Consider the following 24,923-nt stretch of genomic DNA (forward strand, 5'->3'; position numbering starts at 1 on the left):
TTAATTACAAAAGGAACATTGGTAAACAATCGTTATACTAAGTGCTAGGCTGTCTAATTCAGACAGAATACTCGACTATTCTATTCAAACATAACATTCAGTATAAAAAAGAAGATGCGTGCTAAGCGCATCTTCTTTTTTGTTGACTCTATTTTCTCTCTCTTTTGTACTTCGTCTTATTTTTACGCATAAAATAATAAAAAGGAGGGGGTTATGCTGTTTGATTATGAACGGGAGTTAACGATTGACCGAAAAGATGCTACTCAAAAGACTGCAGTCACTAATGCTGAGACTTATAAAAAAATAGACTGGGAACAAGTGAAATCAGAACAAAATCTTGCGGATGACCAAGCCCTTGTACGCGTACCTTTTCCGCTGATTTTCAAAAAAAATCAGCTGTATCCTGTATGGGATTTAAGAAAGTACGCTTTTTTATTTGAACAATCTACACCTGCTACTGTCCACCCTAAACTGTGGGAACAAGGAAAATTAAATGTACAAGCCGGTTTATATCAAGTAACTGAAAACATCTTTCAGGTAAGAGGCTTTGATATGGCTAATATTACATTTGTTAAAGGGAAAACGGGGTGGATTGTTATTGATTGCTTAACATCCAAAGAAACGGCAGAAAAAGCGCTTGAACTAGTAAACCAGCAGTGCGGGAAGCGTCCTGTTAGAGCTGTTATCTTCTCTCATTCGCATATAGATCATTACGGCGGAGTTCTAGGGATATTACCTAACTCAACACAAAATAAAACTAGTAAAGTTTATGCTCCTGCTGGATTTATGGATGCGGTTATTGATGAAAACGTCACGGCGGCAACAGCAATGACACGAAGAAGTCAATACATGTACGGTATTCGACTGCGACGCGATGAAAAAGGCTTAATTGACAACGGCATCGGAAAAGAAATTTCATTTGGAACAATCACGCTTATTAAAGGAATAGAAGAAATTCATCCTTCCGAACATCATTCTTATGTAAGTAAGAAAATTGACGGCGTCTCATTTCAGTTTCAGCTTACGCCAGGGACGGAGGCGCCTGCTGAAATGAACATCTATATTCCTAGTGAAAAGGCTCTTTGTATTGCAGAAAACTGTACGGCCACTCAGCACAACCTCTATACCCTTAGAGGAGCAAAAGTAAGAGACGCAGCAGCGTGGGCAAAATACTTGCAGCAAGCAATCAGTTTATTTGGCCAAGAACTAACAACTGTATTTGGGGTACATAATTGGCCAAGGTTCGGAAACGAATCGTGCATCACATATATCGAAAATCAACGAGATGTTTATCAATATATTCATGATCAAACATTAAGGCTGATGAATAAAGGCTATACCATCGACCACGTCGGACGAATGATGAAGCTACCGGAAACCCTATCTCACGAGTGGTATACAAACGGCTTTTATGGAACGGTTAACCATAACGCAAAAGCGGTTTATCAGCGCTATATGGGCTGGTATAACAGCAATCCTGTAGATTTAAATAAACTGTTTCCTGAAGAGTCAGCTAAGAAATATGTAGAGTATATGGGCGGAGCGGACAACATTGTCAAAAAAGCACAGCGCTGTTTTCAGCAAGGCGACTATCAATGGGTAGCTGAAGTGACCAAACAAGTAATTTACGCTAATCCTCACCATGTGAAGGCAAAACTTTTATGCGCAGACGCGCTTGAACAATTAGGGTATATAGCTGAATCTGGTCCTTGGCGAAATGAATATTTAACAGGAGCCAAAGAACTTCGTTTAGGTAATATACCGCTGCCAGTCAACATTATTACAAAAGAAGTATGGGATACACTTCCTTTGAAAAATATTTTAGAACTATTTAGCATTCGCGTAGCTGGATTAAAGGCGGGCGCATGTAACTATCGTATATTGTTTGTGATACCCGATCGTAATGAAGTAGCTCTCACAGAACTTAAGCATGGAATCTTTAGGTATCTTGGAGATACGCGAAAGAAAGCTGAGGTGATGGTAACGATGTGGCAAGATACCTTATACCGGCTAACAACTACAAATGATCACTCTTATAGCTCGGTCATATTTGTTCAAGGAGATAAATCAAAATGGGATTTCTTTTTGTCTTGTCAGGATTCTATTGATCCAAACTTTAATATTGTGACACCTGTTTCTAAAAAATAGAGTAGCTGATTACAGCTCAGAAAGCACATCGTTGACTTTTTGTTCAAAACAGCTGTCGCATGTGAAGATTTCTTTTTCTTGAAAAGATGTTAGCCTTTCTCCACAGATGGAACAGCATTCTATATAGTGATTGTTTCGCTCTTGTTCTTTTCTTTCATGTAACATAGCACTTTCCTCCTTTTCAGTATAAATAGTTTGTCTTATTTCTTTAAGTATATACTAATATCAGCCTATGCAGGGAATATAAGGCGTGCTAATGCAGATTATTTATAAAATAAAAGCGTTGTAAAACCGCCGAAATTGGCACAGGAATTGCATATTAAATCATTGAGAAATTTCAATGATTAATATGGGGTGAACAGAATGTCCATTACAAAAACAGCTAGTGAATTAAAAAAAGAACAGCAGCAAGAACAGGAATCACTTAATTTATTTTTATCTACTCAAACCGTTATTCAAGAAGCGCTTCAAAAGCTAGGCTATGGTGAAGAAATGTATCATTTGCTGAAAGAACCGCTGCGCATGATGACGGTTCGTATTCCAGTTAAAATGGATAATGGAGCGGTAAAAGTATTTACCGGCTACCGCTCTCAGCATAATGATGCTGTCGGACCTACTAAAGGAGGCGTGCGTTTTCATCCTGAAGTGAATGAAGAAGAAGTAAAAGCATTATCTATTTGGATGAGTTTAAAATGCGGAATTGTCGACCTTCCGTACGGCGGCGGTAAAGGCGGAATTGTATGTGATCCAAGAAATATGTCGTTTGGTGAACTAGAGCGCCTAAGCCGCGGCTATGTAAGAGCCATCAGTCAAATAGTTGGACCTACTAAAGATATTCCTGCACCGGATGTCTATACAAACTCTCAAATTATGGCGTGGATGATGGATGAATATAGTCGACTGCGCGAGTTCGATTCTCCTGGTTTTATTACTGGAAAACCTATCGTACTCGGAGGATCTCAAGGACGTGAAACTGCAACGGCTAAAGGCGTAACCATTTGTATTGAAGAAGCCGTTAAAAAGAAAAACCTTAACTTGCAAGAAGCGCGGATTATTATTCAAGGCTTCGGAAACGCCGGCAGTTTTCTTGCCAAGTTCATGCATGATGCAGGTGCAAAAGTAATTGGCATTTCAGACGCATACGGCGCTCTTTATGATCCGCTTGGTCTTGATATTGATTACCTCCTTGATCGACGCGACAGTTTTGGTACCGTAACGAATTTATTTACCAATGTGATGACAAACGAAGAACTATTAGAAAAAGAATGTGATATTTTAGTACCCGCAGCCATTTCTAATCAAATTACGGTTCGTAACGCTCATCGCATTAAAGCCTCTATTGTAGTCGAAGCGGCGAACGGACCGACTACGCTTGAAGCCACGCGCATTTTAGATGAAAAAGGCGTGCTTTTAGTGCCAGATATTTTAGCAAGTGCTGGAGGCGTAACGGTTTCATACTTCGAATGGGTGCAAAATAATCAAGGCTACTACTGGTCTGAAGAGGAAGTAGCTTACAAATTACGCAAGGTAATGGTGGATTCATTTGAAACGATTTATCAAATCGCTCAAGAAAATGACGTAGACATGAGACTTGCTGCTTACATGGCAGGAATCAAAAAATCAGCTGAAGCTTCTCGTTTCCGCGGCTGGGTATAAGATAAAAAAACGATTTGGACTACATGTTCCAAATCGTTTTTTATTTGCCGGAACTGCCAAATAATTAAAAGAAAAACTGCTAAAAAAAACAAACATGCTTAAAAAATTGGCATATTTATTTATCGCAACCCGAATGATGGCAAAACAATTGACAGTGAGAATGATTTTCAATTATTCTATATATAAGATATATACATACCTATACTAATAAATTGAATGTAGAAAAGGAGACAGAAAGCATGAGCGTATTAGATATTATTAAAGCTAGAAGAACGATTGGGGCTATGCAAGACAAAGACGTATCAGAAGATGCTATCAACCTTATGTTAGAAGCAGGCACTTGGGCTCCTAACCATAAAAAGACAGAGCCTTGGAAATTCCGAGTGTTTACGGGGGATTCACGCGTTCGTTTAGGAGACGAAATGGAACGTATTATGAAGCAAAAAACTGCTCACTTAAGTGAAGAAGAAGCGTTGAAAAAAACAACAAAAGCAAAAAAAGGACCGCTTCGCGCTCCTGTCATTATTGCTGTAGCAGTAAGTCCTTCAGGAAAAGTGCCTGAAATTGAAGAAATCTCTGCCGTAGCGGCAAGCATACAAAATATGCTATTAGTAGCGGAAGAACAAGGTTTGGCTACAATTTGGAGAACGGGTGATATTGTCTATCAGTCAGAACTGAATGACTTTTTATCTCTAGAAGACGGCGATAAGCTCCTAGGCTTAATTTACGTCGGACATCCTAATAAAGAAGCTTCATCAAAACGTATTCCGTATCAAGATAAAACAATTTGGTATCGTTAAAAGGTTATTTCTGTGTTTCTATAAATAAAAGGCAGCAGCTCATAAGTTGAGCTGCTGCCTTTTTTATTGTTTTTGAAAAGTGGCATAAAGAAATTTAATGCCAACATGCAGCGGCATCAATTTGCACTTTTATGGGTTTACCTGCAGCAGTTCTTTTTAGTATCTTATCGCGAACTTCCCTGGTTTCCGTAAATACTAGTCAGAACAAAAAAGGAGTTGTCTGTGTTCAGTCTTCTTTGTGAAGACCAAAATAATAAGTACACGCCAAACCGAAGATAATGGGCGGCAAAAGAAAGACAATCATTTAACGGTCACCTTCCTTTCGGATGATTGAACGTCTACTTTCTGCGTTGGGGTAGCAGTGTTGACAAAGAAGATGCCTTTTAACTTTGAGTATTCCATCAATACTAATAGCAAACTCATCGCAAGAAGCGGAACACACACCACTTTGGCAGGAATGTTGAAACAATAGTTAAGGACGGTGATGTTGGCAATAATGGGGAGAAAAATAATGTTCCCTAGTGTCGCGGTACGCGGAATCACCAATAACAACGCAGCTAATAATTCGCCAGCAGCAATAAAATAGTTGTAGAAGTCAGAATACCCAAAGAAATACCACGCCAGTTTCATCGCAGAATCTTTTGTTGAATCAAACACGAAATCGCCTGTTATAAATTGTCCTGGGTAGATTTTGGCCATTCCATAAATAAGAAACGTAATAGCCATGGTCCACCTTAGGGTCGCAAGAATACTTAAACGAAATTTCTCTTTTGTTGATAAACGCATTGTTTTCCTCCATTTGTATGCTTAGTCCAAAAATCGCATTTTGGCTTCAGGGGTTGGCAACATACATGACGTTTGTTTTCCAAACCACTTATACCGATTACGTGCAATGAAACGATAGAACAGGTTTCGAATGAACGCGGGAACCACTTGGAAACACGCCATTAGTTGAATGGGTCCTCGAAGCTGGCGGACAATATGTAGGATAGCCGTAGACTCTGTGTAAAGATTCCCGTTCATAAGAAGAATGACCGAGTGAAGTGGTGGGTGCTCATAGTTATGCTTACGCAGCAAGGTTCCCGCAGTATCAGATTGAAGCGACGCAAAACGAAATAGAGCACGTGAATCTCGTTTGATAACAAACTGTACCCATCCGTTGCAAAGATTGCAAACACCATCAAATAGAATAATAGGATGGTGTGATGGATTTGGCGGCATGATGTTTCTTCCCTTCCTTTTTTATGAATATTTACTAAAATAAGTATAATTGTTTACGTGTGGGACTACAAGACATAAGGGTAAAAGTGGAAATGTTTTATGTGAGTTCAAGTGAATTTAAGCAAGAAAACAGAGTCAAATACAACACTGTTTTTGTTTGAATGTAGCAGCTTATCTCATAAACTTCTCTTTTTTTGTGTTTCTTATAAATAACTAAAAATTTTTCTTTTTTTTCACAAAATGTAAAACTATTCCTGTTTTGAAACGTACTAGATATAGTGGGGATTTACGAGGTAGATGTAATAAAAGCGTGAACTACCTTTGCTACTACAAAAAAAGAAACTTACTTCGAGGTGAAGACGTGAAGAATCAACATATTTTAGAAGTGAAGAATTTAACTAAAGTTTATAAAGGAGAGGGCTATGAAGTTACTGCACTAAATGATATATCCTTTCAGTTAGGGGTAGGTGAAATGGTTGCTGTTATGGGAACAAGTGGTTCAGGAAAAAGCACACTGCTGAACATTTTAGGAGCACTTGATGAGCCAACTAGTGGAACGATTAAATTAAACGGAATGCTTTCAAAAGATATGTTCCAAGAACCTCAAGCTTCAGCGTACAGACGAGATAACATTGGATTTATCTTTCAATCATTCCACTTATTAAAAGATTTATCTGTAGAAGAAAACATAGCTCTTCCGCTAGTTTTAAAGGGACTTACATCGGACGTAATTGATTTAAAAGTAAATAACGTTGTTGAGCTCTTGGGCTTAACAGCTTGGAAAAAACACCGCCCTGTACAACTGTCAGGTGGACAACAGCAGCGCGTAGCTATAGGAAGGGCTATTATAACTGACCCACCTATTATTCTGGCAGATGAACCTACAGGTAACCTTGATTTTAATACTTCCGAAGGCATACTAGACACACTGGTAACCACAAAAAACGAACTTAGCCAAAGCATACTTCTTGTTACTCACGACCCTAATGTAGCTACTTATGCAGATCGCGTTCTATTCTTTCATGATGGCTCTATTGTCGATACGTATATCTGTAGTGGAAATAGTGATTTGGATCATATACTAGAGAAGTTTAAGCTGATTACAAAAGCCGAGAGTCCTAAGATATGAAAACACTACGAGGTTTAGCTTTTCGTTTATTTAAGTCCAATAAATTTATAGTGTTTTCGTCTATTGTAAGTATAGCTATTTCTACGATGCTTGTACTTAGTATGGTTTTATTCTCTTTTAATGCGCAGGACACATTAAAAAGTCAATTAAAACAAACTTACGGTGAGATGGATTTGTCCGTAGGGTTTGAGATGAATCAAGGCAAAATTTTGACATCAGATTTAGTTGAAGAAATTCACCAGGATAAAATGGTAGATAAGGTATCAAAAGTATCTATTGCTCATTTAAACCTAAATCAACTACATGTCTCTATCTATACAGTAGGTGTTGAAAATGATTACTTAGCTAAAAGTCGATACCACTTTTCCAAACCTCTAAATAGTAGCTCTGTGGCAATGAATAAGAGCTTAGCCCAAGATTTAAATATAAAAATTGGAGATAAAGTCCTTATTGAAAACAGAACATACACATTAGCGGAAACGGTAAAGGATTTATCCGCTAATGGAGTAGCACCGGATATGCTGATACTTAATCAAAAGAATGTAAAACGCTATATTCAAGCAAAAGAAAAAAGCAGCGCAGAAGCGACTTATTTATTAATAAAGGCACACAAAAACGAGAGCGCCTTAAAGTTGGCCAATCATATCAAATCATATAACAAGGACTTACGTATTGATATAGCTGAACAAGATGTAGGCGTGCAAAATAATTTACAATCCTTACATACATTTATTATTGTTTTATCGGCATTGGTGTTAATTATCACGTCTCTTATTCTTATTTCAAACTTTGAGCTTTTGCTTTACAAGATGAGGAATCAGTTCGCCATTATGCGTTCAATAGGAGCCAGTGCTAAACAGATTAGCAAGATTATCATACTTCAAAGCACCGTTATAAACACCCTAGGTACAGGTGTAGGATTTTTGCTAACCTTTTGCAGTCAAAGGTACTTATATAGCTGGTTAGGAAAAGTGTCGAAAATATCTTTCTTTCCAACTGACTTTAACGTAGGTACTGCCATTATCCTTACAGTTGTAATGTTTGTTATTATTCAACTCTTTTTACTCGTTCCAGCTTATCGAAGTACAAAAGTATTGCCGCTAAAAACAATGCAGAAGAACGAGAAAATTAACTATGGTTTTTCCAAGACAAGAATAGTAGTTTTTAAGGTACTATTAGCACTGTCCTTATTTTTAGTTATAGGAAGCCAGGTATTTCCTACAAGAGGCACATACGGACCTGGGATGTTGCTAATTACAGTTATTTTAGTTTTGCTTGCCTTTATACTAATCTTTCCTGTCATAGTGACTAAAGTATTAAAATGGTTTTTACCATATGGACAAAAAATATTTGGCAAAGAATTTTATATTGCGATAAAAAACCTAATTCCCCAAGTTAAAAAAAACACAATGATTATCTTAATAATATGCGGATTAATGATCATTACTGTATTTGGATCAATTACATTTAGAACCATACAAATTAATGGACTAACCTACTTAAAAAAAGAATATGTAATGCCCATTATTGTGGAAACTCGCCTTGATGATTCAAAAATAGATGTAGAAGAACTAACTAGAAAGGCTGAACAATTACCTAACGTAAAAAGCGTTAGTAACATGAGTAATCAGGGCTTAGGAGAGATTTTAAAGTCAAAAAAGGTTGCGGATATTCGTTATAATGTTGTTGACTTGAAAAGATTGCAGAAGCAAGGACTTCTAGAGCACTTCTCGTATGTAAAAGGAAGTAATAAAGAGAATAGTATAATAGTGTCTGAAAAATTTGCTGAAATTCATAATTTAAAAGTAGGTCAGGTACTCCATTTAGGTATGTATGCTAAAAATCAAGATGGATCAATTATAGAGGGGCATATAATACCTAAAGGAGATTATGTCGTAACAGCTATACCTAATCATCTTCTTGACAATAATGAAGCATTTTTAGATTGGAAAAACAACAAGTTTAAAGATGTGGATTTTTACCGCCTATACATAGATGCTACGGATGTAAAGGCCGCTGTAAAAGAAATTGAAGGTTTAAAAAGCCAGTATCCCGAATTAAAGGTAAGCAGCTATGATCAATCTGTTAAAGAAGCAAACGAAATGTTTTATCAGCGCTGGGGAATTTTTATAGTTGTTATTGCCACATTGGTTGTTTCTACCATGGTAGGAGTATTTAATTCATTGGCAAATAATATTTATTCAAAACGAAAAGAATTTGCTGTTTTACGCGCGATGGGCATGACGCCAAAATCTATTCGTAAAGTCATTCTTTCACAGGTGAATTTATATATTACGATTGGAGTAATATGTGGAATTGTAATGGGACTTCTAGTGACATTAATTCTGCTATTAATGGATCCAGGGAAGTTTGTTATAGATTATAAAACAATTCTTTCTGTAGTAGTATCAATGCTTGTAGTTAGCACTTTTTTATTCTCATACGTAAGTCGAAAAATATCTGGACAAGATCTTTCTATAGAGCTTACTAATGATAATAAGTGACCTCTCATGTAAATATAGTAGAATACTATAATATTAATAAACCCCAATCTCTTTGTAGAGGTTGGGGTTTATTAATTTCTATGTTATTTATTTAACAACAACGTTCCCTACATATTGTGCGTAGCCTCTATCAGTTTGAAGTTCTAGCACATAAACATAATTCCCTTTTTTCCTTGGGAACGTAAAAGTTCTATCTTGTTCGTTTATTCTAATATCTTGCTTCGCATTACTAGTGCTGATTATATAAGAACTAATGTCATTAACAAGAAAATCTTTGCTGTCAAACCTTAAATTTCCTGGTGTTTCAGGGGCAACAGCTAGCTGTTGCTGCTTTTTAGCTCTATTTATACCATTCCTTGTATTTGTTTCCTTTCTGTACTGTTTTCCTTCTTCGCCGCGCCAATCTACATTAGTTTCTTTCAGTTCAACATCCACAACATCATTGGCCGATAATGTAACCGTAGGGGGAGAGAAGTCATATTCCTCGCCTATACACCCTAGTAATCCAACGATAATAAACGTAAATAGAGATAATTTTATACACACTTTCATATATAATGTCCCCCTTAGTTGCGACTAGTAAAAAAAAAATTGCTGCTTAATTTCTTGGAACAGGGGAGAGGTAATAATAAATATCATATTCTTTATCAATATGAGGGACTACTTCAGTATCGGTACGGGTTTCAATTGTCATATTTGATTTTGTTGGGGTACCGGCATAAAAATCGTACTTTACACCTTTTGGAGTCGTTATTTCACTAGTGATATCTGTATTTCCCTTTGATTGTTTGATAATAGCTGGATTCCCATTAAAATACCAACGGATTTTTTGATCCTTTTGAGTTAATGTAGCTGTTCCTACACCTACATTTGATTTTTCTTTAATTGTATAGATAACAATCTTTTCGTTATCTACATATTTACTTTCACCGATAATATCTTGTATTCCTGTAGACTCTTTTTTTGCATTTTCAAAAGCTTCATCTTCACTCGAATAAAATTCTCCGTCTTTTTTGCCGTCTACGTTCATTTCTGAACAACCCGTTAGTATACTGGCTGACAGTAGAGGCGCGAGTAATGCAGAATATAACTTTTTCATACAAACCCCCATTTTATTAATTTCTTTAATTTTAATCTTAATATAAATAGTTAAAATAATCCATTTATGTGATATAGTTGTTCAGTATGTAAAAGTTAAACAACAAAGAAATGGAGCTTCACAATGAAGAATTCAAGGAAGATAGCAGCAGGAGCAGCTGTTCTAACTGTTGCTTTTAGTTTAATGGGATGTACCTCAAAAGAATCAATTACCAAAAATACAAAACAAGAAGAAGCCCAAAAAGAAATAAAAAAGCTGAGACCTAGTGTAAATAGGAGCTCAGCTTTTTTAGTATATACTAATATTTATATCTTCTTTCGTCTGACCAAAATGAAATGTCCTGCAATCGCTAAAGCAAGAGCTAATGCAATATTCTTTACAGCTAATGGGATAATCCTTGGATACAACTGCATATCTATAGAGAATGACATTACGTTATATAGCGGAATCTCTCCTGTAGTCCAGTACTTGACCGCTATATATGTTAATAAAATCAATAGCGGAATAACGATGTTTCGTGATAATACCATAAGGAAAAATCCTAAGTAACAGTACAACACAGTTTGAGGGACATAAATAATAGTTAAATTAAATAATGATATGTAAGGATACGGGTACCTTAATGTAATAACAAGTAGCAATACAAAAAATGCAGCAAGAAAAATAAGAAAGAAAGATGTCACTCTAATAAGGCCGTAAGACAAAATAGGTCTCGAGGAGTTAGGTGTTAACTCAGCTGTTTTATCTTTATCACCAGAGTGATCTAAAAATAAGTATACAGACCACCAAGCGGCTATAGGACATACAACAAATTCTATTATTCTTGATATATATTGAAGACTTTCTAGATCAGGGGAAAAGCACGTATAAAGTATTGCAATTAAAATAATTAAAAAAGGTACATAGAAGTCTATACCCATTGATTTAGCTTCGGACGAGATGTTTATTTTTTTAACGAAAGCCATTAGCATTTTCCTTTCTCTTAATTATAAGAGCGTAGTTACACAAATAACCAGGTTTAACTGATAGAGTTCTTACGCATCAAATTAAGATGTTACTAGTGTATAATTAAAACATATTTAGAAAAAAAGTAAAATAAAAATATGATAATTTGTTAATATAAAAATTGAAGAAGATTACGCGTTTAGTAAACCTCCTGTATCTCCAAAAACGTATCCTTCCTATAAAGTTTTTGGAGTTTGGGGGGATTAACAAAAAGGTGCTTAGATATTTAAATATCCAAGCACCTTTTTGTATGAATTATTTTTAACTAGAAAGATTAATTAGGTGGCAGATACCTGAAATTTACAAAAAAGTGTAATTATTATAAAATTCAGTTAGGTGTAGGTTAAAAAGAAGTAATTTCTATAGGGGGGATAGTATGAGTTTAAAAGAGAGAGCAACTAAAGAGTTTAAAGAAAAGATAGATAGCGACGAAGAAATTAGAGAATCTATTTTAACTTGCTATGAATGTGAAAGTGGGTTTTCGGGACTTGTAGGTGTACCAAATGGGAATTCTGTACCTATTCGAGGTGTTTTAGCTTATACAGAAAAAAGCCTACTTTTTTACGGAGAAGTTTTCTCTAAGCTACCTATTGTATTACATATCCCATTTAATAAAATTAGAGAAATAAAAACAGGAAAGCAAATCCTTACAATTTTCAAATCAACTCTTACGATGGTTGTTGTTCATAGTGAGCAAGAAGTTTTCTCTACACGGGGAAACAAGGAAGACTTTTCTAGGTTAAAGTCGTTTTTTGAAAATGTGAATGAAGAAGTATTTCTTGCTAAATAGGTAGTACCAAGATAAGCCTAGACTTAAAAATTAGGCTTATCTTGGTATGGCATCCGCTAATAATATACTTTTAAGAAAGAATTCGGTTGTGTATATAGAAAATACGTTAGACGTTATGCGAGGTGCTCGTTCAGAGGAAGGTGTTAATTGTGCGTAAAAGAGATAAAGGGTTTTGGATAGCTTACCTTGTGTTTGCAATTATTATGCTATTAATCTACAAATATGTACCAGCTGAAAACGGATTTCTCGTTATTGTTTTGTTTCCTCTAATTTATTGGTTCATCTACGAATTTATATTAAGGACTAAGAAAAGAAGAAGCAATGGTTAAGGAGGAGCGATTTACTTGTTTTGGAATTATCTTAACATGTCAATAGGACTTGTAATAGCTTTAGCAAACGTTTTTAATTCTGCGTTCCAAGGAATTATGCGCTGGGTTATAGTCGGATGTGGTTTGTTGATTTTCATATACAATTTAATAGTAACTTTCAATCAAAAACAAAATGAAGCGGCTAATCAAAATACTGCAGGAATTATATCTAGAAAAAGCCGTTAATTGTTTTAGGGAGTTTAAAGTACTTAAATTTACTTTTTTTATAAGTGACGTAACGAAGATTCTGGAGTGAAAATTTTATAAGAAAGAGGGAAGTAATGGACGTTCAAAAGGTAGCAAACTTATTTTTGATTTTTGTCTTAATGGCAGCAGGCATTTCATTGGTAATTGGCTTTGTTGTTGCTGTGAGAAGTACAAACTATAAGAAGGGATATATAAGTACTTTTATATCCAGTGTTGTCTTTTTAATAATTATTGTGAGCTGGTATGATAAAGCATCTTCAAACGTTTTTATGGGGACAATACCTTGGATTTTAAATGTTATTGCCGTCATTATTGTGTTACCACTGTACTTGTTAGTTGCTCGCTTTATATTTAAAAAGGTGACAAAAGGACAAAAAGGAACAAATGAAAAAATTAGCGGTTAACTTACTTTTTTCATCGTTTTTCCTAATCTTCATGATTTTAAATAAATGAAGATACACAAAATAATTTTTTATCAATATCCTGTTAGAGAAGGTGATTGATATCATTTTCTGTAAAGGAGAGAACGTCTATGATTAAAGTTAACCAACAAATTGTGAAAATAAGCGATTTAAATAATAGTTCGTTAACAAAAGAAAAAGCAGACATTTTAAAACAAATGGATGCCTATAGGGAAGTGTATGAGTATGCTACATTTGACAAGCTTGATTTTGATGTATCTGTTAAATTACAAATTATTGAATCGTCTGTGTTGCTGCGCAAAAGCGGCGCTAGGTTTGCTACATTTGCACGTTCTAGGTGCAACGAAAAGTATTGGAAACGAACCGATAACGGAGGGTTTCAGCTACTGCCTACCGTTTCTCCTCATCAGGCCATCGATGATATTTTTTACAACGGACACGAATACGCATTTGAGTGCGCGACGGCTGTTATCATCATCTTTTACAAAGCTGTATTAAATAATATTGGAAAAGCAAACTTTAACAGACTTTTTGCTGATCTTTACTTACACGATTGGCAATACGATGAAGATCTTGAGCTCCATGGTTATAAAGGATCTGACTACTTGCCCGGAGACTGTGCGTATTTTAAAAACCCTGATTATAACCCTGATACTCCCCAGTGGAAAGGTGAAAACACCATTGTATTAGATGAAACTCTATATTTTGGTCATGGAATTGGAATTACGACGCGGGAAAGAATTATTGAAGTGTTAAATTTAAAGAGAAAAGACGACGCAAAGCAATCAGCTTACCTGTCAGATGAAATTGTTAGGCTTCACACCGCTCACCTCAGTTATTTTGCGGTTAGATACGAACCTGTTGTTTGGTACGACAGAAACAGCGCTATTATTTCCACTATTGGATCGATTACGTATGTAGCTTGAATGATCAAAGTTTTGGTACTTTGGTCTTTTTTTGTAAAAAGGAAAGAATTACATGAAGGTAAATTTGAGAATTCAAAAGGATTTTATGTATAAAAGAAGAATCCATTTAATACGCAGGTCTTAAAACTAAAAGGAAAGGAGGAGATTACTATTAAAAATCGTGATAAAAGACGCAAGAGAAAACGCGGCGCATTAAAAGATTATCTGAAAAATAAGCTTGGTCAGCTAAAACCGAAGCCAAACAAAGGACCTGTCTCAAATTTAAAGTCTTCTGCTTAAAACATCCCCCTAGTTTTTATATAGGGGGATTTTCTTTTGGATTTTCTTTTATTTTACGCTTTAAATGTTATGAGTGGCATTTAAGGGGTAATTTGTGCACAATAGACATTGAATAGTTTATCTAATACGACAACGTAAGGAGAGATTAGACGATGGAAAACATGATTTTAAAACATATGGACGTTGTAAGAGGAATTACGATCAATATCCTCGAAAAAACAACAGAAGAGGCAGCGGACATCACACCAAAAGGATTCAATAACAATATCCGCTGGAATCTTGGACACATTGCTTTTATTCAAGAAAAGCTTGTGTTTGGCTTAGCTGGTGAACCGATGCAAACGCCAGAGAGTTATGAAAGCTTTTTTGGTGCCGGAACAAAACCTGCTGATTGGAACGAGGCTGCTCCATCTCTTGAAGAAATTGCGAATGTGTTGAAAGACCAAGCACATCGTATTAAAGAGTTCATGCCGGGGCAGTTTGATAAGCAGTTAATCACACCTTTTACAAATAAAGCGGGTATCAACTTTACAACAGTTGGCGAAACGTTTTTATTCAGTTTCTATCACGAAGCGATGCATGTAGAAACGATTAAGCAAATTGGGAAAGCAGCAGCTGCACAATAAGGAAATAAAAAAGAATAAATCACATATTCTTTATAACTATTTTACATAGCGCCTATGCATATACTAATCTATACAGCGCATAAGATGTAACATGAGCTGCTTTTCCTAATGCAGTTCGCAAGGAGGTGACAACGTGAAATTTCTTTCAGGTTTAACGACTCTTCTTGTGATTTTAGGCGGTTTAAATTGGTTAGCTGTAGCATTAGGCGTGAATGTAGTAGAAGAGCTATTTGGCTCTTGGGATTGGTTAGTAACAACGATTTATTGGTTAGTTGGCCTGTCTGCTCTTTATCAAATTTTTGATAAGTTCTTCGGAACGGGAGCGAGTGTCAAAAGCAAAGCGCTATAATAAATATTATTTTTTATTATCTCTTTAGGGAGTTTGAATGTATATTCAAACTCCCTTTTTCATGGATAAAAGACGTGACATCCTTACAAAATACGGTAAAATAATGTAATAACCAAAAAATAGGAGGAATGAGATGGAGCTTTGGGGTATAGTACCTATCTTAGTGTTTGGAGTTCTTTATATAGGAATCATTGCTGGAATTATAGCTGTTATCGTTATAGTGTTAAAGCAAATGAAAGAGAGAAATCAATATTTACGTGAAATACGTGATGAGCTGAGAAATCAAAACAGGGCAACTATAGCAGAAAATAAAGAATAGAAGAGGGTTTAATAGATGAAGAAAAGTGTACTTCCTATATTTTTTATCGTAAATCTTTTTTTTATTTACTGTTTATTATTTAATCAAGGATACATCTTTCAGCTAAAGAATCTACCTTACATATGGGCTATTTATTTACTTCTTGGCACTTGTTTAGCTTTTTATTATATGCTGCGATACAAACAAAAAAAAGACGGACAGGTGTTGCTTTCAATCGGCATTTTAACTACAAGCATTAGTTCACTTGGCTGTTTGGGTTTCTTTTACTTCTTTTATCACGCGATGGGCGGATAAGAGAGAGCGCCACAAGCAGGGACTTCAGTGAAAGTCTCTGCTTTTTATATTTGGATCTATTGTATAATAGAAAAAAAGAAATGAATGCAGGAGGGGAACTATGCGAATTGTTTCGCTTTGTCCAAGCAATACAGAACTAATAGCGTATTTAAAATGTGAGCATTTGCTCGTAGCAATAGATGATTATTCCGATTGGCCGCAGTCTATTGGAGGTCTGCCGCGTTTAGGTCCCGATTTATCTATTAATATGGATGCGGTGGAAGAAGCTAAACCCGATTTAGTCCTAGCATCACTAAGCGTTCCTGGAATGGAGCGAAATATTGAAGAACTAAAAAAGCGAAAGCTTCCTTATGTCGTATATAATCCTAATTCGCTAGAAGATATCCGTCAAAATCTACAGGATTTAGGTCAGCGATTAAACATTGAAACAAAAGCAGCTGAACTGTTAAAGCGTTATGATCAGTTTCTTTCTACATATAAAGGGATTGCAAATCAAATTGACGAAAAAGCCACTGTATACTGGGAATGGTGGCCAAAACCTGTCTTTACTCCTGGCAAAGCAAATTGGCTGACTGAAATTAGTGAGTTAGCGGGAGGAGAAAATATATTTGCTGATCATAAAGAAGCAAATGTACAGAGTGATTGGGAAGAAGTGCTCAAACGAAATCCACTTCATGTGTGTTTGGCTTGGGTGGGCGTACAGACAAACAAAGTGAATCCAACGATTTTACACAAGAGACCGAACTGGTCTGACATGTCTGCCATAAAAGAACATCGTGTATATGTACTAGAAGAATGGCTGTATTGTCGGCCTTCACCTCGGTTGCTGTTAGGATTAAAAAAACTCGCGCCGCTTCTTCATCCAGATACGTTTCCTGCATTTGACGGCAAGGACCCCTTATTATAAGAAAAAGGAGCGATACATATGAAAGATATAAAACAAATAAAACATACCATTCAACACCGCTATCCTTTTTTACTTGTTGATCGCATCTTAGAGCAAGAAGAAGGAAAGCTTGCGATAGGAATTAAACAAGTAACAGCAAATGAACCTTTTTTCCAAGGTCACTTTCCGGACTATATGGTGATGCCAGGGGTACTTATTGTCGAGGCTCTTGCTCAGCTTGGTGGATTTGCTATGGCTGCGGATGATCAACAAAAAGGAAGACTTGCTTTTTTGGCAGGGATAGATGAATGCCGTTTTAAGCGTCAAGTAAGGCCAGGAGATACACTTCGCTTAGAATTTGAGATTCTCAAGCAGCGCGGAAAGATTGTAAGAGGAAAAGGCAAAGCATTTGTAGACAGCGAGTTAGCATGTGAAGCGGTCATTACCTTTGCTCTTGATGTATAGTACAAACGCCTTTGTAAAAAAAACAGCTGATGTTAGCAAGATGAAAACGACCAATGTAAAAAAGCAAATAATTCAGGATAAAGCGTAGCGAGAAAACCTCCGTATGTCGTAAGAGCGGTTTTTTATGAATACCTTTTTACCTTTTGATAAAAGAAGAAACGGGGTATAGAAGAAAAAAGGGAGAGGGGAGAATGCGGTGAGAACATTAACGGAAGTTGTTGTATTACTCACACTATTGGGTACGTATATAGGCATCTCACTACTTGTCTACAAACGGAAAAGAACGAATCCGTTTTTCTACAGCATTTACTTTTATTTAGCTACCAGCGTCATTTTGATTTGCTTGGTTATCTTTTGGCTTCAGCTTCGTTTTGGACTCACTGATAAGCAAGTAGGAGGATTGCTCATCAGTGTGGTGGCATTCTTTTTACTTATTTATGGGTTGTTAAAAACAAGACAAAAAGACAGGTAGCCGGTGCTATCTGTTTTTATTTATATTCATGCTATATATTTTTATCAATTGTAGTGTCAATTCGATACATCTCTTCATATAATAAAGATAACAGCTTTCTTTTGCAGGTTAGTTGACATCGCAGCTTATAACTCGCTATTCTTTTGATAATTCATTTTGTGAAAGGAAGTGGACGTATGGATGCATCCCGCATTATAGCTAAGTTAAAAAACCGGATGCCGACAATCCTTGGGATGGAGCAGTTCTCCCGCTTCGGCATTCTTGTTCCGCTTATTGAAAAACAAGGGGAACTACATGTTTTATTTGAGGTAAGAGCGCTCGATTTACGAAGACAGCCCGGAGAAATTTGTTTTCCAGGAGGGCGTGTCGAGAAGACGGATGCAGACGAAAAAGAAACGGCTATCCGTGAAACATCCGAGGAGTTAGGTATTACGCCCCAATCTATTCAGCACGTACAAGCTTTAGATTATATTGTTTCTCAATTCGGAACAATCATTTATCCTTATGTAGGTTTTATTGATGAGTCGCTTGAACTTCGACCGAATCCTTCGGAAGTAGCAGAAGTATTTACCGTGCCTCTTTCTTTTTTTCAGCGTACCGAACCTGATATACACAATATCCATTTCAGAGTAGAACCCGAACATAATTTTCCTTATGACGCGATTATTGGTGGTGAAAATTATAATTGGCAAACAAGAGAGATGGAAGAACATTTTTATTACTATGAAGATCGAGTCATATGGGGACTGACAGCAAAAGTGATTTATCATTTAGTACATGTATTAAATGATAAATAAAAAGCAGCGAATACGTATTCGCTGCTTTTTTTATATTAAATAGATTGAATAGCTTCTGTGATAGGCGTATCGCCTGAAACTAAATCAAAAGAACGTCCGAATGTATGATCTTCACTTAATGTTTCTACTACAACACGCGCTACATCTTCACGAGGAATTGATCCGCGCTCTTTGTTCTCTCCAGCATCTACACGTCCTGTTCCTGGTTCATTTAACAATCCGCCTGGTCGAACAATTGTATATGTTAATCCGCTTGCTTCTAAGATTTTATCTGCATAATGTTTGGCTACATAGTAAGGAATTAGTGAAGTATTCCAGTTTTCACGGTGATGTGCTTGAAGTGCGCTTACCATCACAAATCGTTTAATACCTAAATCTTCTGCGGCTTCCATCGCTTTTACCGCACCATCTAAATCAATTAAAAGTGTCTTATCATGGCCTGTATTCCCGCCTGATCCTGCGCTAAAGATAACGGCGTCACAGCCTTTCATCACTTCCTTAATTTCATGTACAGTGCCTTCTAAGCTTGCAAAAGCCGTTTCGATACCTCTTGCCTCAAGTTCTTTTGCTTGTTCTTCTTTACGAACCATCGCACGTACAGTGTGCACATCACTTTCATTCAAAATGTTTACAATATGTTTGCCTACTTGACCATTCGCACCAATTACGAGAACTTTCATGTCTAAATTTGCTCCTTTCAAATCCAAATGCTTATATATTATTGTTTCATATTCACCGTTTCCATTCAATAAATGAGCTCAAAATCCGGTGAATAAGGGGAAAGTAAGAAAATATATTAAAAAAATGAAAAACAAGAAATAAAAACTAATTTAAAAACAAAAAAAGGAAAAAAATAGTTCATTAAACCCAGTGTCTGAACTATTTAAATTTTGTAAAATTTTCTCAAACCCTTGGTAATACAACACTTCTTAAAAACAGTATCTCTTTTAACATTTCCCGATACAACCTATATAAACACATTTTGATAATTTTAAACTTTTACTTCGGAAAAATTTTTTGTTATTATGTTTTAGTCATTAAAATATTCATGAACGAAATATTTAGTCCGAGCGGACAAAGGAGAGGATAAAATGAACACATTACAATACTTAGTCGCAGAACGTGCAGAGATTTCTCCTCAACATGAAGCACTAGTTGAACATAATGAACGTTATACATTTAATGAATTTCATGAAAAAGTAAATCAATTGTCTCATTACTTCTTAGAGAAAGGAATTCAAAAAGGAGATCGTATTGGTATTTTAGCTCATACAAGCATTGCTTACCCAGTCGTTACAATGGGGATTTTACAAGTGGGAGCAGTCGTTGTTCCATTAAGTAAAAGCATGACACCTTATGAGCTTGATAGCATTATTACGAGCGGACAGTTAAAAGCGATTATCCACCACAATGAATTTACGTCTGTATTAGAAAAAGCGGAACAAACGGATGAACTTAGCTTTACGTTAAAAATTGAGGATGCAAAAGAATTTACAACTCAATTCTCAGCGTATAACACAAACACACCAGAAGTACTTCCTGAAGTACTTCCTGAAGATCTAGCATTGATGATGTTCACATCAGGTACAACAGGTAAGTCAAAAGGATGTATGATTGCACACGGATCAGTAAGTGCCTTTTTAAATTCTGGCGGACAGGAAGAACGTGCAAATATTGATAAAAGCATGCGTTATTTGTTTGTTCATCCATTCTTTCACATGAGTTCGATGAGCATTTTATTTATGTGCATTAACACAGGAAACACAATGGTATGTTCTGAAGAAACAGATCCAGCTAAAGTAATTGAGGTAATTGAAAAAGAAAACATTAAAATGCTGTTTGCACTACCACCGGCATTAAAGTACATTGTAGAAGAGCTTGAAAAAGGAGATCACTATGATTTTCCTCTAAAACTTGCTGTGTCAGGCGGAACAAAAGTATCAGAGTCTTTAATTGAACAATATGATCGTAACGGAATGATTTTAGCTCAAGGGTATGGAAGCACAGAAGCTTGGATTATCAGTTCATGGCATCCTCAAATGGGATGGAAGAAAGTAAGCTCTGCTGGAAAACCTGCTCCACATGTGGAAGTTAAAATTGTAGACCCCGAAACACGTCAAGAAGTTTCAACTGGAGAAAAAGGTGAAGTACTTGTACGAAGCCCTTATCTGTTTAAAGGCTACTGGCAAAACGAAGAAGCAACAAACGCTGTCTTACAAGATGGCTGGTTAGCGATGGGCGATGCAGGTCGATTAGATGAAGACGGATTTCTTTACATTGAAGGACGCTATAAAGATGTAATTGTATATGGAGGAGACAACATCTACCCAGATCAAGTAGAAGAAGTTGTCCTAGCAGCAGATGGTGTGTTAGAAGCGACAGTTGTCGGCATGCCTGATGATGTGTACGGCGAAGTTCCATATGCATTTGTTGTTAAACAACAAGCATCTGCTTTAACTGAAGAAGATGTAGTGAACTTCTGTAAAGAACGATTAGCACCATATAAAGTGCCAACTGTTGTATTTGTTTCATCACTTCCTAAAAACAGCGTAGGAAAAGTGTTGAAAAACGAAGTGAAAAAACAAGCCTTAGCACACGCATAATAAAAAAAGCGGCCTTTATAGCCGCTTTTTTTATATTTATTGCTGTAATTTTTGAGATATTTTTTTCATAATGTGAAAGTATTGATCTCTTTCTTCTTCTGATAAGTGTGAAAGTAAATCTGACCAAAAATCGACACGAGTAGCTTGCAATATTTCGACAACTTTTTCGCCTTTTTCCGTCAACTCTACCCACACGCTTCGGCGGTTTTGCTTTTTATATATACGATTCACAAGCTCATCATCTTCTAATTGATTTAATACAATGGTGATAGCACCAGGTGAGAGCCCAAGTACTTTTGTGATATCGCTAACAATACAGCTTTTTTTATCGTGAATGGTCTTTAAGATTGCCTCTTTTGTTGAAGTTAAATGGTAGGGAAGCAAATCATATTTCTCACCGATTACGGTGTTTTTATATTTTAAAAGAGCTTCTTTTACATGATCTATACTTTCTAGCTGATGACTAATCTCTTCTTTGCTATAACGTTCAGTCAAGCGTAAATCCTCCTCATAAAACAAATTCCATTTTTACCATTATACCATGTATAATGCCCATAGAAAAATGAACAACACCGCGAAAATTGTCAGAAAAATTTTAAAATAATTACCATAATTCGTTAAAAAATCCTTGTTTTCGTGCTATTATATATAAGAATAGTAATAACAGGAAACGCATACAACATTTGTTTTCTATTGAGTTCATAAGAAAAAATGGGGTCTATGAACATCATTCCGCTTTACCTCATGTGTTGAACAAAGAAAAAAATATAAAAAATGGTGATTATTCACTTTGACATATCGTCGTTGGGACGATGTTTGTATAAAATGAATGTATACATATTTTTATAGAAAAAACATATTGAGGTAAAGCCGAGATATGGGGGGATTCAATTACATGAAGAAAGTCTTAGGGGCGCTTTTACTTGGCGCGACAATTGTTAGTGCGTTTATTGCGTACAGCGTGTATACAAATCATTCTGCAAAGCAAACAGCTGCAGTAGAACAAAAACAAGCGGCTAAAAAAGCAGAAAAAAAGGCTGAGAAAAAGAAAAAGCCAGTCCTTAAAGTTGAAGACCTGACGTATCAGTTAAAAGATTCCCGCACAGGACAAGTAATGAAAGAATTCAAACCAGTCCATTACAAGGATAAAGACGTGTATGATCAAGAAATTAAACAGTTAGCGTCTGAGATGGCAAAAGGAATTGATACGCCTATGCAAAACATAAAGATGGACGCAAATGGAGCGTTAACTGGCGGATCCAAACAAATCATTTTAAAAGAAGCAGAGCTTGTTGAAAATCTGCAGAACTTAAATACGAAACAATTGGATGTCAAGGTTCCGATTTATGAAACCGCTCCAAACGTCACAGCAGCATCTGCTAAAGGGATCGCTGATGTATCGCTAGCTTCGTATTCTACCCGTTTTCGTCCAAGTGATACAAGTCGAAACAGAAATGTTCAGCTATCAGCAGAAGCAATTAATAACGTTGTATTAGGTCCAGGAGATTCATTTTCTTATAATCAAACAGTTGGGGAGCGCACAGCAGAAAGAGGCTATCAGCCTGCTCCTGAAATTATCAACAAACAGCTGGTGATGGGAATTGGCGGAGGGATCTGCCAAACATCTTCTACGCTATTTAATGCGATTGACGGCGCTGGTCTTCAAGTGACAGCTAGGTCTCACCATTCAAAACATGTAGGTTATGTACCTGCAGGAAGAGATGCAACCGTATCGTGGGGAGGACCTGATTTTAAGTTCACAAACAACAAAGATTACCCTGTCATCATTAAAGCATATGCAAACGTAAATACCGGTGTTTTAACGGTAGATGTTCGTACTTCACAGCGTGCTATCTAATAAAAAAAGACGTATCCTAAACAGATACGTCTTTTTTTCATTTATTATGCTTTTTGTTGCTCGCGTTCACGAAGTTCCACACGTCGAATTTTACCTGAATTAGTTTTTGGCAATTCATCAATAAATTCAATTACGCGAGGATACTTGTAAGGGGCAGTTAGAGCCTTTACGTGATTTTGCAGCTCTTTAATAAACCCTGCATCTGTTGTTTTTGCATGATCGACAAGAACAACATACGCTTTTACAACATGGCCGCGATCAGCATCTGGGCTAGCTACAACGGCACATTCTTTCACCGCTGGATGCTTAATTAACGCATCTTCAACTTCAAATGGCCCAATTGTATAGCCAGAACTGATAATAATATCATCTCCGCGTCCTTGGAACCAGTAATAGTTCTCTTCATCTTTAGAAGCGCGGTCACCTGTTAAATAGTAGTTTCCTTTATACGTTTTCTCAGTGCGCTCCATATCTTTATAATAATGTTTGAAAAGGGAAGGGAGGTCTCTACGAACGGCAATGTCTCCAACTTCTCCAGGCTCACAAGGTTCCCCGTCTTCATCAATGATTTCTACAAATCCTTCAAGCATCGGTTTACCCATTGAACCAATCTTTGTTTTTACACCTTTTAATGTACCGATTAAAAGAGTATTCTCCGTTTGACCATATCCATCGCGTACTTGGATATTAAAATATTTTTTAAACACATTAATCACTTCTTCATTTAGCGGTTCGCCGGCAGATACAGCACTATGAAGGTGAGACAGGTCAAAACGTTCAAGCTCATCAATTTTAGCCATAAAGCGATACTCTGTTGGCGTGCAGCACAGTACGTTGACTTTTTCATACTGTAAAATTTCTAAAAACTTTTTAGGTTCAAAACGTCCGTTATAGATAACGCCTGTTGCACCTTGTCCAAGTACAGATAAAAACGGAGTCCAAATCCATTTTTGCCAACCAGGACCTGCTGTTGCCCAGACCGTATCGCCTTTTTTAATATCTAACCATTCAGCAGCAGCGATACGAAGGTGAGCATAAGCCCATCCATGAGTATGAACAACGCCTTTTGGCTGTCCTGTTGTACCAGATGTATAAGGAAGGAATGCCGTATCATCTTTAGTTGTTTTAGCTGCTTGGAACTGTTCTGATGCATCCGCCGTAAGTGACTCTAAGCGCGTCCATGACGTAACATCAGCACCAAACGTAATTTTATGTTGTAGAGAAGTAGGGAAGTTTTCAATCTTATCGATCTCATTGCAGAAAGGATGGTAAGAAATAATCGCTTTTGCTTCAGCCTGATGTAAACGATATAGGATATCTTTTGCGCGTAATAGTTCTGAAGAAGGAATTACAATAATACCTGCTTTTAAGCATGCTAAGTAAATAGCATACGATTCAATAAGGCGAGGTGCAATAACCAAAACATGATCGCCTTTTGTTAATCCTAGCTCTGTTAACCCGTTTGCCACCTTATTTGCTTTTGCTAACAGCTCGTTATATGTAATTTCCTCACGCACACCGTCAGCGTCCTGCCACTTTAGCGCAAGCTGATCGGATGCATGTTTTTCAATTTCCTCTGTTAAGTTGTAATGTTCACCTGGAACTAAATCTTTTAGTTGAATCATAAAAACGACTCCTTATATTATAGATATCAATGATTTTTTATCATTACTATTATTATATTACTAACTATTAGTACT

28 protein-coding genes are annotated in these 24,923 nt (G+C 36.4%); 20 read left to right on the plus strand and 8 right to left on the minus strand.

The features are described from left to right. Positions 1-213 precede the first annotated feature (213 nt). Positions 214-2,148 carry an alkyl/aryl-sulfatase gene (locus MMB68_RS12980; protein ID WP_277548941.1) on the plus strand — a complete coding sequence of 645 codons (1,935 nt, stop codon included), beginning with the start codon at positions 214-216 and terminating at the stop codon, positions 2,146-2,148. Between the two features lie 9 nt (positions 2,149-2,157). Here the strand turns inward: MMB68_RS12980 and MMB68_RS12985 are convergent, their stop codons facing one another. Then, positions 2,158-2,313: a hypothetical protein gene (locus MMB68_RS12985; RefSeq protein WP_162871471.1), complete on the minus strand. Its 156-nt coding sequence runs from the start codon at positions 2,311-2,313 to the stop codon at positions 2,158-2,160. 198 nt (positions 2,314-2,511) lie between these two features. Between MMB68_RS12985 and MMB68_RS12990 the strand changes: the two genes are divergently transcribed. Together MMB68_RS12990 and MMB68_RS12995 are read left to right on the plus strand one after the other, a co-directional pair. Continuing rightward, on the plus strand, positions 2,512-3,804 hold the full coding sequence (locus MMB68_RS12990; protein ID WP_221783299.1) for a Glu/Leu/Phe/Val family dehydrogenase: 1,293 nt from the start codon (positions 2,512-2,514) through the stop codon (positions 3,802-3,804). 239 nt (positions 3,805-4,043) lie between these two features. After that, entirely contained in the window at positions 4,044-4,604 is a 561-nt protein-coding gene (locus MMB68_RS12995; RefSeq protein ID WP_048020840.1) for a nitroreductase family protein, read from the plus strand. Between the two features lie 300 nt (positions 4,605-4,904). Here the strand turns inward: MMB68_RS12995 and MMB68_RS13000 are convergent, their stop codons facing one another. Both MMB68_RS13000 and MMB68_RS13005 read right to left on the minus strand, forming a co-directional pair. Continuing rightward, positions 4,905-5,390 carry a hypothetical protein gene (locus MMB68_RS13000; protein ID WP_277548943.1) on the minus strand — a complete coding sequence of 162 codons (486 nt, stop codon included), beginning with the start codon at positions 5,388-5,390 and terminating at the stop codon, positions 4,905-4,907. Positions 5,391-5,411: 21 nt separating this feature from the next. Continuing rightward, a complete protein-coding gene (locus MMB68_RS13005) occupies positions 5,412-5,825 on the minus strand; it encodes a thiol-disulfide oxidoreductase DCC family protein (RefSeq protein ID WP_033579032.1) in 414 nt (137 codons plus the stop codon). Between the two features lie 361 nt (positions 5,826-6,186). On the opposite strand from MMB68_RS13005, the gene MMB68_RS13010 reads away from it, so the two are divergent. Both MMB68_RS13010 and MMB68_RS13015 read left to right on the plus strand, forming a co-directional pair. After that, positions 6,187-6,954 carry an ABC transporter ATP-binding protein gene (locus MMB68_RS13010; RefSeq protein ID WP_277548946.1) on the plus strand — a complete coding sequence of 256 codons (768 nt, stop codon included), beginning with the start codon at positions 6,187-6,189 and terminating at the stop codon, positions 6,952-6,954. After that, positions 6,951-9,458, plus strand: coding sequence for an ABC transporter permease (locus MMB68_RS13015; RefSeq protein ID WP_277548948.1), 2,508 nt, complete (start codon positions 6,951-6,953; stop codon positions 9,456-9,458). The genes MMB68_RS13010 and MMB68_RS13015 overlap by 4 nt, the downstream gene beginning before the upstream one ends. An 87-nt stretch (positions 9,459-9,545) precedes the next feature. Here MMB68_RS13015 and MMB68_RS13020 read toward each other — a convergent pair whose 3' ends face one another. Both MMB68_RS13020 and MMB68_RS13025 read right to left on the minus strand, forming a co-directional pair. Further along, complete coding sequence (locus MMB68_RS13020; RefSeq protein ID WP_277447820.1) at positions 9,546-10,010, minus strand: hypothetical protein; 465 nt, start codon at positions 10,008-10,010, stop codon at positions 9,546-9,548. Between the two features lie 46 nt (positions 10,011-10,056). Next, the gene (locus MMB68_RS13025) at positions 10,057-10,557 is read right to left on the minus strand and encodes a hypothetical protein (RefSeq protein ID WP_221783310.1); all 501 of its coding nucleotides are present in this window, start codon (positions 10,555-10,557) and stop codon (positions 10,057-10,059) included. A gap of 123 nt (positions 10,558-10,680) precedes the next feature. Here MMB68_RS13025 and MMB68_RS13030 point away from each other — a divergent pair, with 123 nt between their 5' ends. From MMB68_RS13030 to MMB68_RS13090, 13 genes are all read left to right on the plus strand, one after another. Next, positions 10,681-11,106 (plus strand): hypothetical protein, encoded by a 426-nt coding sequence (locus MMB68_RS13030; RefSeq protein WP_221783433.1) that lies wholly within the window; start codon positions 10,681-10,683, stop codon positions 11,104-11,106. Positions 11,107-11,938: 832 nt separating this feature from the next. Then, positions 11,939-12,352: a hypothetical protein gene (locus MMB68_RS13035; protein WP_221783312.1), complete on the plus strand. Its 414-nt coding sequence runs from the start codon at positions 11,939-11,941 to the stop codon at positions 12,350-12,352. 344 nt (positions 12,353-12,696) lie between these two features. After that, entirely contained in the window at positions 12,697-12,906 is a 210-nt protein-coding gene (locus MMB68_RS13040; protein WP_221783314.1) for a hypothetical protein, read from the plus strand. 95 nt (positions 12,907-13,001) lie between these two features. Beyond that, positions 13,002-13,331, plus strand: a complete 330-nt coding sequence (locus tag MMB68_RS13045; RefSeq protein WP_221783316.1) for a hypothetical protein — start codon at positions 13,002-13,004, stop codon at positions 13,329-13,331. Positions 13,332-13,459: 128 nt separating this feature from the next. Beyond that, positions 13,460-14,275, plus strand: coding sequence for a protein-glutamine gamma-glutamyltransferase (locus MMB68_RS13050; RefSeq protein WP_277548950.1), 816 nt, complete (start codon positions 13,460-13,462; stop codon positions 14,273-14,275). Between the two features lie 431 nt (positions 14,276-14,706). Further along, positions 14,707-15,180 (plus strand): DinB family protein, encoded by a 474-nt coding sequence (locus tag MMB68_RS13055; RefSeq protein ID WP_277447817.1) that lies wholly within the window; start codon positions 14,707-14,709, stop codon positions 15,178-15,180. Positions 15,181-15,313: 133 nt separating this feature from the next. Beyond that, the gene (locus MMB68_RS13060; RefSeq protein ID WP_013057146.1) at positions 15,314-15,529 is read left to right on the plus strand and encodes a DUF378 domain-containing protein; all 216 of its coding nucleotides are present in this window, start codon (positions 15,314-15,316) and stop codon (positions 15,527-15,529) included. 133 nt (positions 15,530-15,662) lie between these two features. Beyond that, positions 15,663-15,848 (plus strand): hypothetical protein, encoded by a 186-nt coding sequence (locus MMB68_RS13065; protein WP_277447816.1) that lies wholly within the window; start codon positions 15,663-15,665, stop codon positions 15,846-15,848. Positions 15,849-15,863: 15 nt separating this feature from the next. After that, the gene (locus MMB68_RS13070; protein WP_013083263.1) at positions 15,864-16,142 is read left to right on the plus strand and encodes a hypothetical protein; all 279 of its coding nucleotides are present in this window, start codon (positions 15,864-15,866) and stop codon (positions 16,140-16,142) included. A 100-nt stretch (positions 16,143-16,242) separates the two neighbouring features. Then, on the plus strand, positions 16,243-17,049 hold the full coding sequence (locus MMB68_RS13075) for a cobalamin-binding protein (protein ID WP_115653987.1): 807 nt from the start codon (positions 16,243-16,245) through the stop codon (positions 17,047-17,049). Between the two features lie 18 nt (positions 17,050-17,067). Beyond that, positions 17,068-17,493 carry a 3-hydroxyacyl-ACP dehydratase FabZ gene (gene fabZ, locus MMB68_RS13080; RefSeq protein WP_277447814.1) on the plus strand — a complete coding sequence of 142 codons (426 nt, stop codon included), beginning with the start codon at positions 17,068-17,070 and terminating at the stop codon, positions 17,491-17,493. Positions 17,494-17,689: 196 nt separating this feature from the next. Further along, positions 17,690-17,965, plus strand: coding sequence for a hypothetical protein (locus tag MMB68_RS13085; RefSeq protein WP_014459988.1), 276 nt, complete (start codon positions 17,690-17,692; stop codon positions 17,963-17,965). 176 nt (positions 17,966-18,141) lie between these two features. Next, positions 18,142-18,762, plus strand: a complete 621-nt coding sequence (locus tag MMB68_RS13090; protein ID WP_277447813.1) for an NUDIX hydrolase — start codon at positions 18,142-18,144, stop codon at positions 18,760-18,762. A gap of 35 nt (positions 18,763-18,797) precedes the next feature. Here the strand turns inward: MMB68_RS13090 and MMB68_RS13095 are convergent, their stop codons facing one another. Continuing rightward, positions 18,798-19,442, minus strand: a complete 645-nt coding sequence (locus tag MMB68_RS13095) for an SDR family oxidoreductase (RefSeq protein ID WP_014459986.1) — start codon at positions 19,440-19,442, stop codon at positions 18,798-18,800. A gap of 411 nt (positions 19,443-19,853) precedes the next feature. On the opposite strand from MMB68_RS13095, the gene MMB68_RS13100 reads away from it, so the two are divergent. Further along, a complete protein-coding gene (locus MMB68_RS13100; protein ID WP_221783330.1) occupies positions 19,854-21,365 on the plus strand; it encodes a class I adenylate-forming enzyme family protein in 1,512 nt (503 codons plus the stop codon). A 36-nt stretch (positions 21,366-21,401) separates the two neighbouring features. Here the strand turns inward: MMB68_RS13100 and MMB68_RS13105 are convergent, their stop codons facing one another. Beyond that, positions 21,402-21,860, minus strand: a complete 459-nt coding sequence (locus MMB68_RS13105) for a MarR family winged helix-turn-helix transcriptional regulator (RefSeq protein WP_013057155.1) — start codon at positions 21,858-21,860, stop codon at positions 21,402-21,404. A 400-nt stretch (positions 21,861-22,260) separates the two neighbouring features. On the opposite strand from MMB68_RS13105, the gene MMB68_RS13110 reads away from it, so the two are divergent. Next, complete coding sequence (locus MMB68_RS13110; protein WP_221783332.1) at positions 22,261-23,223, plus strand: VanW family protein; 963 nt, start codon at positions 22,261-22,263, stop codon at positions 23,221-23,223. Between the two features lie 44 nt (positions 23,224-23,267). Here MMB68_RS13110 and mbcS read toward each other — a convergent pair whose 3' ends face one another. Then, the gene (gene mbcS / locus MMB68_RS13115) at positions 23,268-24,848 is read right to left on the minus strand and encodes an acyl-CoA synthetase MbcS (protein ID WP_277548953.1); all 1,581 of its coding nucleotides are present in this window, start codon (positions 24,846-24,848) and stop codon (positions 23,268-23,270) included. Positions 24,849-24,923 lie beyond the last annotated feature (75 nt).

The organism is Priestia sp. Y58, assembly GCF_029522095.1.
Taxonomy (GTDB): Bacteria; Bacillota; Bacilli; order Bacillales; family Bacillaceae_H; genus Priestia; species Priestia megaterium_E.

Excerpts from the sequence above, each read along its gene's own strand:
- MMB68_RS12980 (WP_277548941.1), top strand. The coding sequence starts at position 214 with ATGCTGTTTGATTATGAACGGGAGTTAACGATTGACCGAAAAGATGCT.
- MMB68_RS12985 (WP_162871471.1), bottom strand. The coding sequence starts at position 2,313 with ATGTTACATGAAAGAAAAGAACAAGAGCGAAACAATCACTATATAGAA.
- MMB68_RS12990 (WP_221783299.1), top strand. The coding sequence starts at position 2,512 with ATGTCCATTACAAAAACAGCTAGTGAATTAAAAAAAGAACAGCAGCAA.
- MMB68_RS12995 (WP_048020840.1), top strand. The coding sequence starts at position 4,044 with ATGAGCGTATTAGATATTATTAAAGCTAGAAGAACGATTGGGGCTATG.
- MMB68_RS13000 (WP_277548943.1), bottom strand. The coding sequence starts at position 5,390 with ATGCGTTTATCAACAAAAGAGAAATTTCGTTTAAGTATTCTTGCGACC.
- MMB68_RS13005 (WP_033579032.1), bottom strand. The coding sequence starts at position 5,825 with ATGCCGCCAAATCCATCACACCATCCTATTATTCTATTTGATGGTGTT.
- MMB68_RS13015 (WP_277548948.1), top strand. The coding sequence starts at position 6,951 with ATGAAAACACTACGAGGTTTAGCTTTTCGTTTATTTAAGTCCAATAAA.
- MMB68_RS13020 (WP_277447820.1), bottom strand. The coding sequence starts at position 10,010 with ATGAAAGTGTGTATAAAATTATCTCTATTTACGTTTATTATCGTTGGA.
- MMB68_RS13025 (WP_221783310.1), bottom strand. The coding sequence starts at position 10,557 with ATGAAAAAGTTATATTCTGCATTACTCGCGCCTCTACTGTCAGCCAGT.
- MMB68_RS13030 (WP_221783433.1), top strand. The coding sequence starts at position 10,681 with ATGAAGAATTCAAGGAAGATAGCAGCAGGAGCAGCTGTTCTAACTGTT.
- MMB68_RS13035 (WP_221783312.1), top strand. The coding sequence starts at position 11,939 with ATGAGTTTAAAAGAGAGAGCAACTAAAGAGTTTAAAGAAAAGATAGAT.
- MMB68_RS13045 (WP_221783316.1), top strand. The coding sequence starts at position 13,002 with ATGGACGTTCAAAAGGTAGCAAACTTATTTTTGATTTTTGTCTTAATG.
- MMB68_RS13050 (WP_277548950.1), top strand. The coding sequence starts at position 13,460 with ATGATTAAAGTTAACCAACAAATTGTGAAAATAAGCGATTTAAATAAT.
- MMB68_RS13055 (WP_277447817.1), top strand. The coding sequence starts at position 14,707 with ATGGAAAACATGATTTTAAAACATATGGACGTTGTAAGAGGAATTACG.
- MMB68_RS13065 (WP_277447816.1), top strand. The coding sequence starts at position 15,663 with ATGGAGCTTTGGGGTATAGTACCTATCTTAGTGTTTGGAGTTCTTTAT.
- MMB68_RS13070 (WP_013083263.1), top strand. The coding sequence starts at position 15,864 with ATGAAGAAAAGTGTACTTCCTATATTTTTTATCGTAAATCTTTTTTTT.
- MMB68_RS13075 (WP_115653987.1), top strand. The coding sequence starts at position 16,243 with ATGCGAATTGTTTCGCTTTGTCCAAGCAATACAGAACTAATAGCGTAT.
- fabZ (WP_277447814.1), top strand. The coding sequence starts at position 17,068 with ATGAAAGATATAAAACAAATAAAACATACCATTCAACACCGCTATCCT.
- MMB68_RS13090 (WP_277447813.1), top strand. The coding sequence starts at position 18,142 with ATGGATGCATCCCGCATTATAGCTAAGTTAAAAAACCGGATGCCGACA.
- MMB68_RS13095 (WP_014459986.1), bottom strand. The coding sequence starts at position 19,442 with ATGAAAGTTCTCGTAATTGGTGCGAATGGTCAAGTAGGCAAACATATT.
- MMB68_RS13100 (WP_221783330.1), top strand. The coding sequence starts at position 19,854 with ATGAACACATTACAATACTTAGTCGCAGAACGTGCAGAGATTTCTCCT.
- MMB68_RS13110 (WP_221783332.1), top strand. The coding sequence starts at position 22,261 with ATGAAGAAAGTCTTAGGGGCGCTTTTACTTGGCGCGACAATTGTTAGT.
- mbcS (WP_277548953.1), bottom strand. The coding sequence starts at position 24,848 with ATGATTCAACTAAAAGATTTAGTTCCAGGTGAACATTACAACTTAACA.